Source organism: Enterobacter sp. MGH 33 (assembly GCF_000534535.1).
Lineage (GTDB): Bacteria > Pseudomonadota > Gammaproteobacteria > Enterobacterales > Enterobacteriaceae > Enterobacter > Enterobacter hormaechei_C.
This window is the reverse complement of sequence record NZ_KI973212.1, coordinates 72,916-90,987: the sequence shown is the minus strand read 5'-3', so window position 1 is coordinate 90,987 and position 18,072 is coordinate 72,916. Positions and strand designations below refer to the sequence as shown.

Here is an 18,072-nt window from a genome sequence, read left to right as displayed (position 1 = left end):
CTTTATAAAGCCACGTAAAACCCCTGTCGTCAATTGCTGCGAAAACGGTTCAGCAAACGAATAAATGTGGGCAATTTACGAAATTTAATTCGTATTGCGTCAGATAAGAGATGCTTATGGGAATGTGACGAAGATCATGCGATTTGTTGCCCTCACCCTAACCCTCTCCCACAGGGAGAGGGGACTGTTCGGTGCGTTTTAATGCCAGCAGAAGTGATGCACAACCTGGGTAATGAGTTCGCGAGTGGGCTTGATGAAGCGGGTTTCGAGATATTCGTCCGGCTGGTGGGCCTGGTTGATGGAGCCAGGGCCCAGAACCAGCGTCGGGCACAGCGTCTGAATAAACGGCGCTTCGGTGCAGTAGTTCACCACGTCGGTTTTCTCGCCGAGCAGTTTTTCCACCACCTGAACCAGCTGATGGTCAGGCGGACATTCGTAGCCTGGAATCGGCGGATGCAGTTCGGAGACCGTCAGACGGCCCGGCCAGCGCTCGCTGACCGGTGCCAGCGCTTCGTTCAGTAAGCCATCCAGATCGCTCAGCGTCATGCCCGGCAGAGGACGGATATCCATATGCAGTTCGCAGCAGGCGCAGATACGGTTGGACGCATCACCGCCGTGCAGGCTGCCGAGGTTTAGCGTCGGATACGGCACGGTGAACGCCTCGTAGTGATAGCGCTCTTTCAGATCGTCGCGCAGGGTCATGATGCGGCCAATCGCGTCATGCATCAGCTCGATGGCGTTCACGCCGCGCGCCGGATCGCTGGAGTGGCCGGACTGTCCGAGCACGCGCACCGCGGTAGAAATATGGCCTTTGTGCGCCCGAATCGGTTGCAGAGAGGTCGGTTCGCCGATGATCGCGCAGTCAGGACGAATCGATGTGTTTTCAGAGAAATAACGTGCGCCCGCCATGCTGGTCTCTTCATCGGCGGTCGCCAGAATGTAGAGCGGCTTTTTCAGGGTTGTCACGTCCACGTCACGCAGCGCGTCGAGGATAAAGGCGAAAAAGCCTTTCATGTCGGCGGTGCCCAAACCGTAGAGTTTGTTGTCATGTTCGGTCAGCGTGAACGGATCGCGTGTCCAGCGGCCATCATCAAACGGCACGGTGTCAGTGTGGCCAGCCAGCAGCAGGCCGCCCGCGCCATGTCCGGTACTGGCGAGCAGGTTAAATTTGTGGCGTGTTCCGGGGACGGGCTGAACCTCAACGTTAAACCCAAGATCGCTAAACCAACCCGCCAGCAGATTGATTAAAGACTCATTGCTCTGATCCAGGGCTTCTTCCGTCGCGCTGATGGAGGGTGTGGCAATCAGGGCGCGGTAAATCTCGATAAATGGCGGTAAGTTCATTTTCATTGTTGACACACCTTAGGTCGTGATAGTATCAATATTCATGCAATAAATGTGAATAAAAATACATTATCGTTGAGCATAAAGGAACCCGATGTTGAATACGCTGATTGTAGGCGCTAGCGGTTATGCGGGCGCAGAGCTTGTAAGCTACGTAAATCGCCACCCTCATATGACCATAACCGCTTTGACCGTGTCAGCGCAAAGCAATGATGCCGGAAAGTTAATTTCCGATTTGCATCCACAGCTTAAGGGCGTGGTTGATTTGCCTTTGCAGCCCATGTCTGACATCAGCGAGTTCACCGACGGCGTTGACGTTGTGTTTTTAGCCACGGCGCATGAAGTTAGCCACGACCTGGCACCGCAATTTTTAGCGGCCGGCTGCGTGGTCTTTGATCTCTCCGGCGCGTTTCGCGTTAACGACAGCGCGTTCTACGAAAAATATTACGGTTTCACCCATCAGCACCCGGATCTGCTCGAAAAAGCGGTGTACGGCCTGGCGGAGTGGAGCGCTGACAAACTGAAAGAAGCGGATCTGATTGCCGTGCCGGGCTGCTACCCGACGGCGGCGCAGCTTTCCCTGAAGCCGCTGATCGACGCCGGTCTGCTGGATCTGCATCAGTGGCCGGTGATCAACGCCACCAGTGGCGTGAGCGGCGCCGGGCGCAAAGCGGCGATCTCCAACAGCTTCTGCGAAGTGAGCCTTCAGCCGTATGGCGTGTTTAATCACCGTCATCACCCTGAAATCACCACCCATCTGGGCGCGGACGTGATTTTCACCCCGCACCTCGGCAGCTTCCCGCGTGGGATCCTCGAAACCATTACCTGCCGCCTGAAGCCGGGTGTGACCAAAGAACAGGTGAGCGAGGTCTTCACGCAGGCGTATGCGGATAAACCGCTGGTGCGCCTGTACGACAAAGGCGTGCCGGCGCTGAAAAACGTGGTCGGTCTGCCGTTCTGCGATATCGGTTTTGCCGTACAGGGTGAGCATCTCATCGTAGTGGCCGCAGAAGATAACTTACTCAAAGGCGCTGCCGCACAGGCAATGCAGTGTGCAAATATTCGTTTCGGCTTCCCTGAAACGCAGGCTCTTATTTAAGGTGTGATGATGAATCCATTAATTATCAAACTCGGTGGTGTACTGCTGGACAGCGAAGAAGCGCTGGAGCGCCTGTTTACCGCACTGGTGAACTATCGCGAATCACACCAACGTCCGCTGGTGATTGTGCACGGCGGCGGCTGCGTGGTGGATGAGCTGATGAAAGGGCTCAACCTGCCGGTGAAAAAGAAAAATGGCCTGCGCGTGACGCCTGCGGACCAGATTGACATCATTACCGGCGCGCTGGCGGGAACGGCGAACAAAACGCTGCTGGCGTGGGCGAAGAAACACCATATCGCCTCCGTTGGCCTCTTTCTGGGCGATGGCGATAGCGTAAAAGTGACCCAGCTCGACGAAGAGCTTGGCCATGTTGGACTGGCGCAGCCAGGTTCGCCTGAGCTGATTAACACCCTGCTGGAAGGCGGTTTCCTGCCGGTGGTGAGCTCAATCGGCGTGACCGAAGAGGGCGAACTGATGAACGTCAATGCGGACCAGGCGGCGACGGCGCTGGCGGCCACGCTGGGCGCAGACCTGATCCTGCTCTCCGACGTGAGCGGCATTCTGGACGGCAAAGGCCAGCGCATTGCGGAAATGACCGCCGCAAAAGCCGAGCAGCTGATCGATCAGGGCATTATCACCGACGGCATGATCGTTAAAGTTAACGCCGCGCTGGATGCGGCCCGCACGCTGGGCCGCCCGGTGGATATCGCCTCCTGGCGTCACGCAGAGCAGCTTCCGGCGCTGTTTAACGGCACGCCGATTGGCACGCGTATTCTGGCTTAAGATTCTGTGCCGGATGGCGCTTCGCTTATCCGGCCTACGTGAATTTTGTAGGCCCGGTAAGCGCAGCGCCACCGGGCAAAAATATCATCATTAAGGAAATTCGTTATGGCACTTTGGGGTGGGCGTTTTACACAGGCAGCGGATCAGCGGTTCAAACAGTTCAACGACTCTTTGCGCTTCGACTACCGCCTGGCCGAACAGGATATTGTCGGCTCTGTGGCCTGGTCCAAAGCGCTGGTGACCGTTGGCGTGCTGACCGCAGACGAACAGCAGCAGCTGGAAGAGGCGCTGAACAACCTGCTGGAAGAGGTGCGTCTGGATCCGGAGCAAATCCTCCAGAGCGATGCCGAAGATATTCACAGCTGGGTGGAAGGCAAACTGATCGACAAAGTCGGCCAGTTGGGTAAAAAGCTCCATACCGGGCGTAGCCGTAATGACCAGGTGGCGACCGACCTGAAGCTGTGGTGCAAAGAGACCGTCGGCGAACTGCTGGCGGCGAATCGTCAGTTGCAGAGCGCGCTGGTGGACACTGCGCAGAACAATCAGGATGCGGTGATGCCGGGTTATACCCACCTGCAACGCGCGCAGCCGGTGACTTTCGCGCACTGGTGTCTGGCCTACGTTGAGATGCTGGCGCGTGATGAGAGCCGTTTACAGGATACCTTAAAGCGTCTGGACGTCAGCCCGCTGGGCAGCGGCGCGCTGGCCGGTACGGCGTATGAAATCGACCGTGAGCAGCTGGCAGGCTGGCTGGGCTTTGCCTCCGCCACCCGCAACAGCCTGGACAGCGTCTCTGACCGTGACCACGTGCTGGAGCTGCTCTCAAATGCCTCTATCGGGATGGTGCACCTGTCGCGCTTTGCCGAAGACCTGATCTTCTTTAACTCTGGCGAAGCCGGGTTTGTGGAGCTGTCCGACCGCGTGACGTCCGGCTCCTCCCTGATGCCGCAGAAGAAAAACCCGGATGCGCTGGAGCTGATCCGCGGTAAGTGTGGCCGTGTGCAGGGCGCGCTAACCGGTATGATGATGACCCTGAAAGGGCTGCCGCTGGCGTACAACAAAGACATGCAGGAAGACAAAGAGGGGCTGTTCGACGCGCTCGATACCTGGCTGGGCTGTCTGCATATGGGCGCGCTGGTGCTGGACGGCATTCAGGTGAAACGTCCGCGCTGCCAGGAAGCGGCGCAGCAGGGGTATGCTAACTCTACCGAGCTGGCGGACTACCTGGTGGCGAAAGGTGTACCGTTCCGCGAGGCGCACCATATTGTGGGTGAAGCGGTGGTGGAAGCGATTCGTCAGGGTAAAGCCCTTGAAGAGCTGGCGCTTGCCGACCTGCAAAAATTCAGCGCGGTTATCGGGGATGATGTCTACCCGATTCTGGCCCTGCAATCCTGCCTGGATAAGCGTGCAGCGAAAGGCGGCGTGTCGCCGAAGCAGGTAGCGCAGGCGATTGCGGATGCGAAAAACCGGTTGGTTTGAATAGTGCGGGCTGGTGCCCTCACCCCGGCCCTCTCCCACAGGGAGAGGGAGAAAAACGGAGCCTGGCTTAGTGCTGGGCTTTTTTTTACGCAAAAAAAAGCGGACCACGGGGTCCGCAAAAGTTCACGTTGGCTTTAGTTGTTCGAGTTTTGAGAGAAACTCGCTGACGGTGCGGGGACGTCAAGGGTCAAACACGTGCCGCCTCGTCTATGTGATGTATTATTCAACAGAATGCTTGATAGGGATAATCGTTCGTTGCTATGCTATCTATCGCCATGAACTATCGTGGCGACGGAGGATGAATAATGAATATTCGTGATCTTGAATACCTGGTAGCGTTAGCTGAGCATCGCCATTTTCGTCGCGCGGCAGATTCCTGCCACGTCAGCCAGCCGACGCTGAGCGGCCAGATCCGCAAGCTGGAAGATGAGTTGGGCGTGATGCTGCTGGAGCGCACCAGTCGTAAAGTACTGTTCACGCAGGCAGGTCTGCTGCTGGTGGATCAGGCGCGCACCGTACTGCGCGAGGTCAAAGTGCTCAAGGAAATGGCAAGCCAGCAGGGGGAAGCGATGTCCGGCCCGCTGCATATTGGCCTGATCCCAACCGTTGGCCCGTACCTGTTGCCGCAAATCATTCCGATGCTGCACCAGACGTTCCCGAAACTCGAAATGTACCTGCATGAAGCGCAAACCCATCAGCTGCTGGCGCAGTTAGACAGCGGCAAGCTCGACTGCGCGATCCTGGCGCTGGTCAAAGAGAGTGAAGCGTTTATTGAAGTACCGCTGTTCGATGAGCCGATGATGCTGGCGATCTATGAAGATCACCCGTGGGCGAACCGCGATCGCGTGCCGATGGCCGATCTGGCCGGTGAAAAACTGCTGATGCTGGAAGATGGCCACTGTCTGCGCGATCAGGCGATGGGCTTCTGCTTCGAAGCGGGTGCCGATGAAGATACCCATTTCCGCGCAACCAGCCTGGAAACGCTGCGTAATATGGTGGCGGCAGGAAGCGGTATTACGCTGCTGCCGGCGCTGGCGGTGCCGCACGAGCGTAAACGTGATGGCGTGGTCTATCTGCCCTGTATTAAGCCGGAGCCGCGTCGCACCATTGGTCTGGTTTATCGTCCGGGGTCACCGCTGCGCAGCCGCTATGAGCAGCTGGCAGAGGCCATCCGGGGTGCGATGGATGGCCATTTCGACAGCGCGTTAAAACAGGCGGTTTAAGCCGTTCAGCGCAGCTACCCGATAAGCTTCCGCCATGGTCGGGTAGTTAAAGGTGGTGTTAACGAAGTACTCAATGGTGTTGCCACCACCTTTTTGCTCCATGATCGCCTGGCCGATATGAATGATTTCCGCCGCGCGTTCACCGAAGCAGTGAATACCGAGGATCTCTTTCGTCTCGCGATGGAACAGGATCTTAAGCGTACCTACGCTCATCCCCACGATTTGCGCCCGCGCCAGATGTTTAAACTGGGCACGACCCACCTCGTAAGGCACCTTCATGGCCGTCAGCTGCTGCTCGGTTTTGCCGACAGAACTGATTTCCGGAATGGTGTAGATGCCCGTCGGGATATCTTCAATCAGATGCGCCGTCGCTTCACCTTTCACCAGCGCCTGTGCGGCGATGCGGCCCTGATCGTAAGCGGCGGAGGCCAGGCTTGGGTAACCAATCACGTCGCCCACCGCGTAAACGTGCGGCAGCGCAGTCTGGTACATGCTGTTGACCTTGAGCTGACCGCGGCTGTCGGTTTCAAGCCCGATATTCTCCAGCTGCAATGAATCCGTGTTGCCGGTACGGCCGTTGGCGTACAGCAGGCAGTCCGCCTTCAGCTTCTTACCAGATTTCAGGTGCATGATCACACCGTCGTCGCAGCCTTCGATTTTCTCGTACTCTTCGTTGTGGCGAATCACCACGCCGCTGTTCCAGAAGTGGTAGGAGAGGGAATCTGACATCTCCTGATCGAGGAACGCCAGCAGCCGGTCGCGGGTGTTGATCAGATCAACTTTGACCTCCATTCCCCGGAAAATCGACGCATATTCGCAGCCAATCACGCCCGCGCCGTAGATGATCACATGGCGTGGCTCGTGGTGCAGGCTGAGGATGGAGTCGCTGTCGTAAATGCGCGGGTGCGAGAAATCCACGTCTGCCGGATGGTAAGGACGGGAGCCGCAGGCGATCACAAATTTTTCAGCGGTGAGCGTCTCAACCGAACCGTCGTGGCACTCCAGCGCCAGGGTGTGTTCATCCACAAAATGCGCGTTCCCTTGCAGAATTTCACAGTGGTTGCGCTCATAGAAACCCTGACGCATGCGCGTCTGCTGGTTAATGACCGTGTCTGCGTGATTCAGGATATCGGCAAAGGAGGAGCGAAGAAGTCGGGAGTGGTCGCTGTAAAGAGGGTTCTGGTTAAATTCGATAATGCGGCTAACGGCGTGGCGGAGGGCTTTCGAAGGGATGGTGCCCCAGTGGGTGCAACCGCCGCCGACGTTATGGTAGCGCTCAATAACCGCTACTCTGGCTCCCTGTTTTACCAGACCCATAGCAGCACCTTCGCCGCCGGGGCCGGAACCAATAACTATTGCGTCGTAATCGTAGGAATGTGGCATGGCAAGGCTTACCTGTTCTTATACATAAAAGCAACAGAATCATAACATCATTGCCAGGGTAACCCAATTATCGTTGTGCTTTTTTCGGGCAGTGGAGCACAAACCGCCCGTAAACAATCATTCACAAAGCCAGGTAAACAGATTAATTTTATTCTCTGGTATAGTGCCAACGGGCCTTTGGAAGGATTCAACTATCGTGATGGGCGTAAGAGCACAACAAAAAGAGAAAACCCGGCGTTCGCTGGTGGAAGCCGCATTCAGTCAACTGAGTGCTGAGCGGAGTTTTGCCAGTTTGAGCCTGCGTGAAGTGGCGCGCGAGGCCGGGATTGCGCCAACGTCCTTCTATCGTCATTTCCGTGATGTGGATGAACTGGGCTTGACCATGGTCGACGAGAGCGGTTTGATGCTGCGCCAGCTTATGCGTCAGGCGCGTCAGCGTATCGCCAAAGGCGGCAGCGTGATCCGCACCTCCGTGTCGACATTTATGGAATTTATCGGCAATAACCCTAACGCGTTTCGCCTGCTGTTGCGTGAGCGTTCCGGAACTTCAGCCGCGTTTCGTGCCGCCGTCGCGCGTGAAATTCAGCATTTCATCGCGGAACTTGCCGACTATCTTGAACTCGAAAACCATATGCCGCGTGCGTTTACTGAAGCACAGGCCGAGGCGATGGTGACGATTGTTTTCAGCGCGGGTGCCGAAGCGCTGGATGTCAGCATTGAACAACGTAAGCAACTCGAAGAGCGACTGGTATTGCAGCTGCGGATGATTTCTAAAGGTGCGTACTACTGGTATCGCCGTGAACAAGAGAAGTTGGCACATCAAAACGATGAGTGAAGGTGAGTAATGAAACAGTCAGGTCAGGATAAAGGAACGCTGTTGCTGGCATTGATCGCTGGCTTATCCATCAATGGTACGTTTGCGGCGGTTTTTAGCTCAATTGTACCGTTCTCGATTTTCCCGATTATCGCGCTGGTGCTGACGGTGTACTGCCTGCATCAACGTTATCTGAACCGCACCATGCCGGTTGGGTTACCGGGACTGGCCGCAGCCTGTTTTATTCTGGGTGTACTGTTGTACAGCACCGTGGTGCGCGCAGAGTATCCGGATATTGGCTCTAACTTCCTGCCTGCGGTACTGTCTGTGGCGCTGGTGTTCTGGATTGGCTCGCGCATGCGTAGCCGCAAGAGCCAGTTACCGGAGTAATGAATTATTTGTAGGGCAGGTAAGCGAAGCGCCATCTGCCAAAAAATGCCGGATGGCGCTACGCTTATCCGGCCTACAGATCACCGTGCGGTAAGTAAAACGCCGCACTCCATATGGTGCGTATACGGGAACTGATCGAACAGCGCCAGACGTTCAACCTTGTGCGTCTGGCTTAATGTTTCCAGATTCTTGCACAGCGTCTCCGGGTTACAGGAGATGTACAAAATACGCGGGTACGCCTGCACCATCTTCTCGGTTTCGCTGTCCAGGCCACTGCGCGGCGGATCGACAAAAATTGTCTCACACTGGTAGCTCTTCAAATCAATCCCTTGCAGGCGGTTAAACTCGCGTACGCCGTTCATCGCCTGGGTAAATTCTTCTGCCGCCATACGAATAATTTGTACGTTATCAATATGGTTAGCGGCGATGTTGTACTGCGCGGCGGCCACCGACGGTTTGGCGATTTCCGTCGCCAGCACGCGCTCGAAATTACGCGCCAGCGCCAGCGAGAAGTTGCCGTTACCGCAGTAGAGCTCCAGCAGATCGCCCTTAGACCCTTCTGTCGCCTTCAGCGCCCACTCAAGCATCTGCACGTTCATGGCGGCGTTCGGCTGGGTGAAGCTGTTCTCTACCTGACGGTAAACCATCTCTTTACCTGCTACCGGCAGACGCTCGTCGATGTAATCCTGGTCCAGCATGATTTTGGTTTTGGTCGCGCGGCCAATCAGGTGCACGTTGATGTTCTGCGCGCGCAGCGCATCGCGCAGGGCTTCTGCCTGCTCGCGCCACTCGTCGGTCAGCGCTTTGTGATAGAGCAGAGAAACAATGGCCTGATTGCTTTGGGTGGTCAGGTAGTCAATCTGGAACAGCTTGTTGCGCAGCACCGGATTATTGCGTACACCGTCGATCATTAGCGTCATCAGCTGGTTGATGAGCTCACTCGCCGCCGGAAAACTGTCTACGCGAATGCGGGATTTCGTCTGCTGATCGAAAATGATGTGGTACAGGTCATCGCCATCGTGCCAGATGCGGAACTCAGCGCGCATACGGTAGTGGCTGACCGGAGAACGAAACACCTCGGGAACCGGCGCGTTGAAAGGCGTCATCATACTTTGCAGGCGGACAACTTTTTCTGCCAGCTGTGCGTCGTACTGTTCTGTCGGGAGGTGTTCGGGGGTCATGATGCGTCCTGAGTGATAAAGAATTACGCGGGGATTGTAGGGATTGTGCAGTGGATGTCCAGATTTAATGGCTAATAGCTATCTGGACATCTATACGTGTCTAATTGTAGCATTCTGTTTCCGGTCTCCTGAGAGTGAAAAGGGAATCCAGTGCAAATCTGGAGCTGACGCGCAGCGGTAAAGACTGGCGGGATGAGAGTTGTAGACACTGTGAAAATGGGAAGTCTTCATCCGTATAACGCCACCCAGCCCGAAGACCTGCCGGGATCACGTCGCATTTGGTTTCATCATCGCGTGCTATCGATGAGGCCTGCGGCATCCTTCTTATATTGTGGATGCTTTAACAATGATTAAAAAAGTATCGCTGTTGACGGCGTTTTCCGTCACGGCATTTTCGGGCTGGGCGCAGGAAAGCGCCGACTCGTTGGTGGTGACAGCAAACCGTTTCGAACAACCAGCAAAAACCGTTCTGGCTCCGACCTCCGTCGTGACCCGTGAGGATATTGAACGCTGGCAGGCAACGAGTGTTGTGGAAATCATGTCACGCCTGCCGGGTGTGGACATCGCACAAAGCGGCGGGATGGGGTCAACCTCTTCAACGTTTATTCGCGGTACGGAATCCCGCCATGTTCTGGTACTGATTGATGGTATCCCCCTGAATAATGCCGGGATCAGCAATGTTCCCGATTTAAGCCAAATTCCGACGTCGCTGATTCAGCGTATTGAGTACATTCGCGGCCCACGTTCGGCGCTGTATGGCTCCGACGCGATTGGCGGTGTGATTAACATCATTACCGGGCGCGACAAGCCGGGTGCAGAAATTTCTGCGGGTGTCGGTTCAAAGGGGTATCAAAACTATAACGGTGCCTTCCAGCAGGTGTTCGATAAAACCAAAATCACCATGGCCGGTGATTATACCTATACCCGTGGTTTTGATATTGCCGCAAAAGATGCCCCGCGCCAGCCAGACCGCGATGGTTTTATGAGTAAATCGCTGTTTGGCTCGGTGGAGCAGCAGTTTACCGACAGCGTCAGCGGATTCGTCCGTGGCTTTGGCTACGATAACCGCTCCGCGTATGACGGTTACGATCACTATGGCGCGACCGGCATTGATGGGCGGCCGGACACGCGTCAGGTTTACAGCCAGAACTGGGACACCGGGTTGCGCTATAACCAGGGTATTTTCCAGTCACAGCTGGTGGCAGGGTATGGCCGTAGCAAAGATCAGAACTATGATCCGAAAAAAGGCCGCTACGCTGACTCCGCAACCATGGATGACGTGAAGCAGTACACCACCCAGTGGCTGAATACGGTTGAAGTGGGTCACGGCAATATCGGCGCGGGTCTGGACTGGCAGAAGCAGAAAACCCAGGCGGGTACGGGCTACCTGGAAAAAGGTTACGAACAACGTAATACCGGCGTGTTCCTTTCGGCGATGCAGCAGTTCAACAGCGTGACGCTGGAAGCGGCGGCGCGTAATGACGATAACTCTAATTTTGGCAATCACGCCACCTGGCAGACCAGCGCCGCATGGGAGTTCATCGAGGGGTATCGCATCATCGGTTCTTACGGTACAGCGTATAAAGCACCGACCATGAGCCAGATCCACAGTAAAGATTACGGTAATCCGGATCTGAAGCCAGAAGAGAGTAAGCAGTGGGAAGGTGGCTTTGAAGGTCTGACGGGGCCGGTAAACTGGCGTGTGACGGGCTATCGTAATGATATCGATAACCTCATTAATAGCGACCCGCGGACTTACCGTTATTACAACGTCGATGAAGCCCGTATTAAAGGAATCGAGGCGACGGCCCAGTTCGACACTGGCCCGGTAGGGCATCAGATTTCTTACGACTACGTCGACCCGCGTAATGCGAAAACTAACGAAGTCCTGGCTCGTCGCTCAAAGCAACAGGTTAAGTATCAGCTTGACTGGCAGGTGTGGGATCTCGACTGGAATCTGGCGTACCGTTATCTGGGCACTCGCTATGATGTTGCCGTTGATCCGAATACCTACGCCACAGAACGCGTGAAAATGGGCGGCGTCAGCCTGTGGGACGTCGCGGTTTCATATCCTGTCACCTCTCATCTCACAGTTCGTGGTAAAATAGCCAACCTGTTCGATAAAGATTACGAGACAGTTTATGGCTACCAAACTGCAGGACGGGAATACACCTTGTCTGGCAGCTACACCTTCTGATCCGCGTCCCACCGTGCTGGTGTTTGATTCCGGCGTCGGTGGGCTGTCGGTCTATGATGAGATTCGGCAGCTCCTGCCGGATCTCCATTACATCTACGCCTTCGATAACGTCGCGTTCCCGTATGGGGAAAAGAGTGAAGACTTTATTGTTGAACGTGTGGTTGAAATCGTCACCGCGGTACAAAAGCGTTATCCCCTGGCGCTGGCGGTCATTGCCTGTAATACGGCAAGCACGGTCTCTCTTCCTGCCCTGCGCGAAAAATTCCCGTTCCCGGTTGTGGGCGTTGTTCCGGCAATCAAACCTGCGGCGCGTCTGACGGCGAACGGCATTGTGGGGTTGCTGGCTACGCGCGGTACGGTAAAACGTCCTTATACGCGTGAGCTTATAGAGCGCTTTGCCAATGAATGCCAGATCGCCATGCTCGGCTCCGCGGAGCTGGTGGAAATGGCGGAAGCGAAACTGCACGGCGAGACGGTATCGCTTGAAGAGCTGCGTCGTATTTTGCGTCCATGGCTGCGGATGCAGGAACCACCGGATACGGTTGTTCTTGGCTGCACCCATTTCCCGCTATTACAGGAAGAGCTGTTAAAGGTTCTGCCTGAAGGGACCCGGCTGGTGGATTCCGGTGCTGCAATTGCGCGTCGGACGGCCTGGCTGCTGGAACACGAGGCGCCGGATGCGAAATCAGCGGATGCGAACATCGCTTTCTGTATGGCGATAACAAAAGAAACCGAACAACTTTTGCCCGTTTTACGTCGTTATGGCTTCGAAACGCTCGAAAAACTGGCGCTGTAGCACGGTTTTGAGCAAAAAAGAGACGGTTGAACGTTTTTTTTCAAAGAGGGGTTGTCAACGTCGGAGAACTCCCTATAATGCGCCTCCACTGACACGGAACAACGGCTTACAAGCCGCCGGGACAGCGGGGTTCAGAGATGAACGCCAACAGAGAAAAGTGAAAATAATTGCTTGACTCTGAATGAGGAAAACGTAATATACGGGACTTCGCAACGATGAGCTGAAAGCCGCGTTGCAACTGCTCTTTAACAATTTATCAGACAATCTGTGTGGGCACTCAAAGTGACATGGATTCTTAATGTCCTCGGACACTAAATGAATACCAAGTCTCAACGAGTGAACACGTAATTCATTACGAAGTTTAATTCATTGAGCATCAAACTTTTAAATTGAAGAGTTTGATCATGGCTCAGATTGAACGCTGGCGGCAGGCCTAACACATGCAAGTCGAACGGTAACAGGAAGCAGCTTGCTGCTTCGCTGACGAGTGGCGGACGGGTGAGTAATGTCTGGGAAACTGCCTGATGGAGGGGGATAACTACTGGAAACGGTAGCTAATACCGCATAACGTCGCAAGACCAAAGAGGGGGACCTTCGGGCCTCTTGCCATCGGATGTGCCCAGATGGGATTAGCTAGTAGGTGGGGTAACGGCTCACCTAGGCGACGATCCCTAGCTGGTCTGAGAGGATGACCAGCCACACTGGAACTGAGACACGGTCCAGACTCCTACGGGAGGCAGCAGTGGGGAATATTGCACAATGGGCGCAAGCCTGATGCAGCCATGCCGCGTGTATGAAGAAGGCCTTCGGGTTGTAAAGTACTTTCAGCGGGGAGGAAGGCGACAAGGTTAATAACCTTGTCGATTGACGTTACCCGCAGAAGAAGCACCGGCTAACTCCGTGCCAGCAGCCGCGGTAATACGGAGGGTGCAAGCGTTAATCGGAATTACTGGGCGTAAAGCGCACGCAGGCGGTCTGTCAAGTCGGATGTGAAATCCCCGGGCTCAACCTGGGAACTGCATTCGAAACTGGCAGGCTAGAGTCTTGTAGAGGGGGGTAGAATTCCAGGTGTAGCGGTGAAATGCGTAGAGATCTGGAGGAATACCGGTGGCGAAGGCGGCCCCCTGGACAAAGACTGACGCTCAGGTGCGAAAGCGTGGGGAGCAAACAGGATTAGATACCCTGGTAGTCCACGCCGTAAACGATGTCGACTTGGAGGTTGTGCCCTTGAGGCGTGGCTTCCGGAGCTAACGCGTTAAGTCGACCGCCTGGGGAGTACGGCCGCAAGGTTAAAACTCAAATGAATTGACGGGGGCCCGCACAAGCGGTGGAGCATGTGGTTTAATTCGATGCAACGCGAAGAACCTTACCTACTCTTGACATCCAGAGAACTTTCCAGAGATGGATTGGTGCCTTCGGGAACTCTGAGACAGGTGCTGCATGGCTGTCGTCAGCTCGTGTTGTGAAATGTTGGGTTAAGTCCCGCAACGAGCGCAACCCTTATCCTTTGTTGCCAGCGGTTAGGCCGGGAACTCAAAGGAGACTGCCAGTGATAAACTGGAGGAAGGTGGGGATGACGTCAAGTCATCATGGCCCTTACGAGTAGGGCTACACACGTGCTACAATGGCGCATACAAAGAGAAGCGACCTCGCGAGAGCAAGCGGACCTCATAAAGTGCGTCGTAGTCCGGATTGGAGTCTGCAACTCGACTCCATGAAGTCGGAATCGCTAGTAATCGTGGATCAGAATGCCACGGTGAATACGTTCCCGGGCCTTGTACACACCGCCCGTCACACCATGGGAGTGGGTTGCAAAAGAAGTAGGTAGCTTAACCTTCGGGAGGGCGCTTACCACTTTGTGATTCATGACTGGGGTGAAGTCGTAACAAGGTAACCGTAGGGGAACCTGCGGTTGGATCACCTCCTTACCTTAAAGAACCTGCCTTTGCAGTGCTCACACAGATTGTCTGATGAAAAACAGCAGTAAAAAACCTCTACAGGCTTGTAGCTCAGGTGGTTAGAGCGCACCCCTGATAAGGGTGAGGTCGGTGGTTCAAGTCCACTCAGGCCTACCAAATTTTTGCTGATGCTGCGTTGCGGCGACATTCACATACATAAGTATGCTTCGTGTCACCACGACTTGCCTCAACAAAAATTACCGGTACAGAGGTGACTACGATGGGGCTATAGCTCAGCTGGGAGAGCGCCTGCCTTGCACGCAGGAGGTCTGCGGTTCGATCCCGCATAGCTCCACCATCTTTTACTGCGAACACAAGAAAACTTCAGAGTGAACCTGAAAAGGTGCACTGCGAAGTTTTGCTCTTTAAAAATCTGGATCAAGCTGAAAATTGAAACGACACACAGCTCATGTGTGTTCGAGTCTCTCAAATTTTCGCAATCAGAAGTGAAACATCTTCGGGTTGTGAGGTTAAGCGACTAAGCGTACACGGTGGATGCCCTGGCAGTCAGAGGCGATGAAGGACGTGCTAATCTGCGAAAAGCGCCGGCGAGGTGATATGAACCTTTGACCCGGCGATGTCCGAATGGGGAAACCCAGTGCAATCCGTTGCACTATCGTTAACTGAATACATAGGTTAACGAGGCGAACCGGGGGAACTGAAACATCTAAGTACCCCGAGGAAAAGAAATCAACCGAGATTCCCCCAGTAGCGGCGAGCGAACGGGGAGCAGCCCGGAGTCTGAATCAGCTTGTGTGTTAGTGGAACGGTCTGGAAAGTCCGACGGTACAGGGTGATAGTCCCGTACACGAAAATGCACATGCTGTGAACTCGAAGAGTAGGGCGGGACACGTGGTATCCTGTCTGAATATGGGGGGACCATCCTCCAAGGCTAAATACTCCTGACTGACCGATAGTGAACCAGTACCGTGAGGGAAAGGCGAAAAGAACCCCGGCGAGGGGAGTGAAAAAGAACCTGAAACCGTGTACGTACAAGCAGTGGGAGCCTCTTTTATGGGGTGACTGCGTACCTTTTGTATAATGGGTCAGCGACTTATATTCTGTAGCAAGGTTAACCGTATAGGGGAGCCGAAGGGAAACCGAGTCTTAACTGGGCGTTAAGTTGCAGGGTATAGACCCGAAACCCGGTGATCTAGCCATGGGCAGGTTGAAGGTTGGGTAACACTAACTGGAGGACCGAACCGACTAATGTTGAAAAATTAGCGGATGACCTGTGGCTGGGGGTGAAAGGCCAATCAAACCGGGAGATAGCTGGTTCTCCCCGAAAGCTATTTAGGTAGCGCCTCGTGAACTCATCTTCGGGGGTAGAGCACTGTTTCGGCTAGGGGGCCATCCCGGCTTACCAACCCGATGCAAACTACGAATACCGAAGAATGTTATCACGGGAGACACACGGCGGGTGCTAACGTCCGTCGTGAAGAGGGAAACAACCCAGACCGCCAGCTAAGGTCCCAAAGTCATGGTTAAGTGGGAAACGATGTGGGAAGGCACAGACAGCCAGGATGTTGGCTTAGAAGCAGCCATCATTTAAAGAAAGCGTAATAGCTCACTGGTCGAGTCGGCCTGCGCGGAAGATGTAACGGGGCTAAACCATGCACCGAAGCTGCGGCAGCGACACTATGTGTTGTTGGGTAGGGGAGCGTTCTGTAAGCCGTTGAAGGTGTGCTGTGAGGCATGCTGGAGGTATCAGAAGTGCGAATGCTGACATAAGTAACGATAAAGCGGGTGAAAAGCCCGCTCGCCGGAAGACCAAGGGTTCCTGTCCAACGTTAATCGGGGCAGGGTGAGTCGACCCCTAAGGCGAGGCCGAAAGGCGTAGTCGATGGGAAACAGGTTAATATTCCTGTACTTGGTGTTACTGCGAAGGGGGGACGGAGAAGGCTATGTCAGCCGGGCGACGGTTGTCCCGGTTTAAGCATGTAGGCGGAGGTTCCAGGTAAATCCGGTACCTTATTAACGCTGAGGTGTGATGACGAGGCACTACGGTGCTGAAGTGATAAATGCCCTGCTTCCAGGAAAAGCCTCTAAGCATCAGGTAACACGAAATCGTACCCCAAACCGACACAGGTGGTCAGGTAGAGAATACCAAGGCGCTTGAGAGAACTCGGGTGAAGGAACTAGGCAAAATGGTGCCGTAACTTCGGGAGAAGGCACGCTGATGTGTAGGTGAAGCCCCTGCGGGCGGAGCTGAAATCAGTCGAAGATACCAGCTGGCTGCAACTGTTTATTAAAAACACAGCACTGTGCAAACACGAAAGTGGACGTATACGGTGTGACGCCTGCCCGGTGCCGGAAGGTTAATTGATGGGGTTAGCGGCAACGCGAAGCTCTTGATCGAAGCCCCGGTAAACGGCGGCCGTAACTATAACGGTCCTAAGGTAGCGAAATTCCTTGTCGGGTAAGTTCCGACCTGCACGAATGGCGTAATGATGGCCAGGCTGTCTCCACCCGAGACTCAGTGAAATTGAACTCGCTGTGAAGATGCAGTGTACCCGCGGCAAGACGGAAAGACCCCGTGAACCTTTACTATAGCTTGACACTGAACACTGGTCCTTGATGTGTAGGATAGGTGGGAGGCTTTGAAGCGTGGACGCCAGTCTGCGTGGAGCCAACCTTGAAATACCACCCTTTAATGGCTGGTGTTCTAACGTGGACCCGTAATCCGGGTTGCGGACAGTGTCTGGTGGGTAGTTTGACTGGGGCGGTCTCCTCCCAAAGAGTAACGGAGGAGCACGAAGGTTGGCTAATCCTGGTCGGACATCAGGAGGTTAGTGCAATGGCATAAGCCAGCTTGACTGCGAGCGTGACGGCGCGAGCAGGTGCGAAAGCAGGTCATAGTGATCCGGTGGTTCTGAATGGAAGGGCCATCGCTCAACGGATAAAAGGTACTCCGGGGATAACAGGCTGATACCGCCCAAGAGTTCATATCGACGGCGGTGTTTGGCACCTCGATGTCGGCTCATCACATCCTGGGGCTGAAGTAGGTCCCAAGGGTATGGCTGTTCGCCATTTAAAGTGGTACGCGAGCTGGGTTTAGAACGTCGTGAGACAGTTCGGTCCCTATCTGCCGTGGGCGCTGGAGAATTGAGGGGGGCTGCTCCTAGTACGAGAGGACCGGAGTGGACGCATCACTGGTGTTCGGGTTGTCATGCCAATGGCACTGCCCGGTAGCTAAATGCGGAAGAGATAAGTGCTGAAAGCATCTAAGCACGAAACTTGCCCCGAGATGAGTTCTCCCTGAGACTTTAAGTCTCCTGAAGGAACGTTAAAGACGATGACGTTGATAGGTCGGGTGTGTAAGCGCAGCGATGCGTTGAGCTAACCGATACTAATGAACCGTGAGGCTTAACCTTACAACGCCGAAGGTGTTTTGGCGAAGAGACAGACAATCAAATTTCAGCTTT

The 18,072-nt window shown here is 54.8% G+C and carries 11 protein-coding genes, 2 tRNA genes, 2 rRNA genes and 1 riboswitch; of the genes, 12 read left to right on the top strand and 3 right to left on the bottom strand.

The features are described 5' to 3' along the window. Nucleotides 1-198 precede the first annotated feature (198 nt). Nucleotides 199-1,350: an acetylornithine deacetylase gene (gene argE / locus L379_RS23340; protein WP_015569956.1), complete on the bottom strand. Its 1,152-nt coding sequence runs from the start codon at nt 1,348-1,350 to the stop codon at nt 199-201. 88 nt (nt 1,351-1,438) lie between these two features. On the opposite strand from argE, the gene argC reads away from it, so the two are divergent. The 4 genes from argC (at nt 1,439) to oxyR (ending at nt 5,928) form a co-directional block, all read left to right on the top strand. Continuing rightward, complete coding sequence (gene argC, locus L379_RS23345) at nt 1,439-2,443, top strand: N-acetyl-gamma-glutamyl-phosphate reductase (protein WP_015569957.1); 1,005 nt, start codon at nt 1,439-1,441, stop codon at nt 2,441-2,443. A 6-nt stretch (nt 2,444-2,449) separates the two neighbouring features. Further along, nucleotides 2,450-3,226 carry an acetylglutamate kinase gene (gene argB, locus L379_RS23350; protein WP_096159761.1) on the top strand — a complete coding sequence of 259 codons (777 nt, stop codon included), beginning with the start codon at nt 2,450-2,452 and terminating at the stop codon, nt 3,224-3,226. Nucleotides 3,227-3,331: 105 nt separating this feature from the next. Then, the gene (gene argH / locus L379_RS23355; protein WP_032651957.1) at nt 3,332-4,705 is read left to right on the top strand and encodes an argininosuccinate lyase; all 1,374 of its coding nucleotides are present in this window, start codon (nt 3,332-3,334) and stop codon (nt 4,703-4,705) included. A gap of 305 nt (nt 4,706-5,010) precedes the next feature. Continuing rightward, nucleotides 5,011-5,928 carry a DNA-binding transcriptional regulator OxyR gene (gene oxyR, locus L379_RS23360; protein ID WP_003862055.1) on the top strand — a complete coding sequence of 306 codons (918 nt, stop codon included), beginning with the start codon at nt 5,011-5,013 and terminating at the stop codon, nt 5,926-5,928. On the opposite strand, the gene sthA is transcribed toward oxyR, so the two are convergent. After that, complete coding sequence (gene sthA / locus L379_RS23365) at nt 5,911-7,311, bottom strand: Si-specific NAD(P)(+) transhydrogenase (RefSeq protein ID WP_003862057.1); 1,401 nt, start codon at nt 7,309-7,311, stop codon at nt 5,911-5,913. The genes oxyR and sthA overlap by 18 nt on opposite strands. A gap of 196 nt (nt 7,312-7,507) precedes the next feature. Here sthA and fabR point away from each other — a divergent pair, with 196 nt between their 5' ends. After that, a complete protein-coding gene (gene fabR, locus L379_RS23370; RefSeq protein ID WP_003862059.1) occupies nt 7,508-8,146 on the top strand; it encodes an HTH-type transcriptional repressor FabR in 639 nt (212 codons plus the stop codon). Nucleotides 8,147-8,155: 9 nt separating this feature from the next. Next, nucleotides 8,156-8,515 (top strand): YijD family membrane protein, encoded by a 360-nt coding sequence (locus L379_RS23375; RefSeq protein WP_017383113.1) that lies wholly within the window; start codon nt 8,156-8,158, stop codon nt 8,513-8,515. A gap of 80 nt (nt 8,516-8,595) precedes the next feature. On the opposite strand, the gene trmA is transcribed toward L379_RS23375, so the two are convergent. After that, nucleotides 8,596-9,696 carry a tRNA (uridine(54)-C5)-methyltransferase TrmA gene (trmA, locus tag L379_RS23380; RefSeq protein ID WP_003862063.1) on the bottom strand — a complete coding sequence of 367 codons (1,101 nt, stop codon included), beginning with the start codon at nt 9,694-9,696 and terminating at the stop codon, nt 8,596-8,598. A gap of 104 nt (nt 9,697-9,800) precedes the next feature. After that, nucleotides 9,801-9,977: riboswitch (cobalamin riboswitch) on the top strand. A 65-nt stretch (nt 9,978-10,042) separates the two neighbouring features. Here trmA and btuB point away from each other — a divergent pair. From btuB to L379_RS23410, 6 genes are all read left to right on the top strand, one after another. Then, nucleotides 10,043-11,893 (top strand): TonB-dependent vitamin B12 receptor BtuB, encoded by a 1,851-nt coding sequence (btuB, locus tag L379_RS23385; protein ID WP_017694253.1) that lies wholly within the window; start codon nt 10,043-10,045, stop codon nt 11,891-11,893. Further along, on the top strand, nt 11,838-12,689 hold the full coding sequence (gene murI / locus L379_RS23390) for a glutamate racemase (RefSeq protein ID WP_003862067.1): 852 nt from the start codon (nt 11,838-11,840) through the stop codon (nt 12,687-12,689). Before btuB ends, murI begins: the two co-directional genes overlap by 56 nt. A 386-nt stretch (nt 12,690-13,075) precedes the next feature. Beyond that, nucleotides 13,076-14,617, top strand: a 16S ribosomal RNA gene (locus L379_RS23395). 70 nt (nt 14,618-14,687) lie between these two features. Next, nucleotides 14,688-14,764 (top strand) — tRNA-Ile (locus L379_RS23400). 105 nt (nt 14,765-14,869) lie between these two features. Further along, nucleotides 14,870-14,945 (top strand) — tRNA-Ala (locus tag L379_RS23405). Nucleotides 14,946-15,115: 170 nt separating this feature from the next. Then, a 23S ribosomal RNA gene (locus L379_RS23410) occupies nt 15,116-18,021 on the top strand. Together the 16S and 23S rRNA genes with 2 tRNA genes alongside form the textbook arrangement of a ribosomal RNA operon. Nucleotides 18,022-18,072: the final 51 nt, after the last annotated feature.

Excerpts from the sequence above, each read along its gene's own strand:
- argE (WP_015569956.1), bottom strand. The coding sequence starts at position 1,350 with ATGAAAATGAACTTACCGCCATTTATCGAGATTTACCGCGCCCTGATT.
- argC (WP_015569957.1), top strand. The coding sequence starts at position 1,439 with ATGTTGAATACGCTGATTGTAGGCGCTAGCGGTTATGCGGGCGCAGAG.
- argB (WP_096159761.1), top strand. The coding sequence starts at position 2,450 with ATGATGAATCCATTAATTATCAAACTCGGTGGTGTACTGCTGGACAGC.
- argH (WP_032651957.1), top strand. The coding sequence starts at position 3,332 with ATGGCACTTTGGGGTGGGCGTTTTACACAGGCAGCGGATCAGCGGTTC.
- oxyR (WP_003862055.1), top strand. The coding sequence starts at position 5,011 with ATGAATATTCGTGATCTTGAATACCTGGTAGCGTTAGCTGAGCATCGC.
- sthA (WP_003862057.1), bottom strand. The coding sequence starts at position 7,311 with ATGCCACATTCCTACGATTACGACGCAATAGTTATTGGTTCCGGCCCC.
- L379_RS23375 (WP_017383113.1), top strand. The coding sequence starts at position 8,156 with ATGAAACAGTCAGGTCAGGATAAAGGAACGCTGTTGCTGGCATTGATC.
- trmA (WP_003862063.1), bottom strand. The coding sequence starts at position 9,696 with ATGACCCCCGAACACCTCCCGACAGAACAGTACGACGCACAGCTGGCA.
- btuB (WP_017694253.1), top strand. The coding sequence starts at position 10,043 with ATGATTAAAAAAGTATCGCTGTTGACGGCGTTTTCCGTCACGGCATTT.
- murI (WP_003862067.1), top strand. The coding sequence starts at position 11,838 with ATGGCTACCAAACTGCAGGACGGGAATACACCTTGTCTGGCAGCTACA.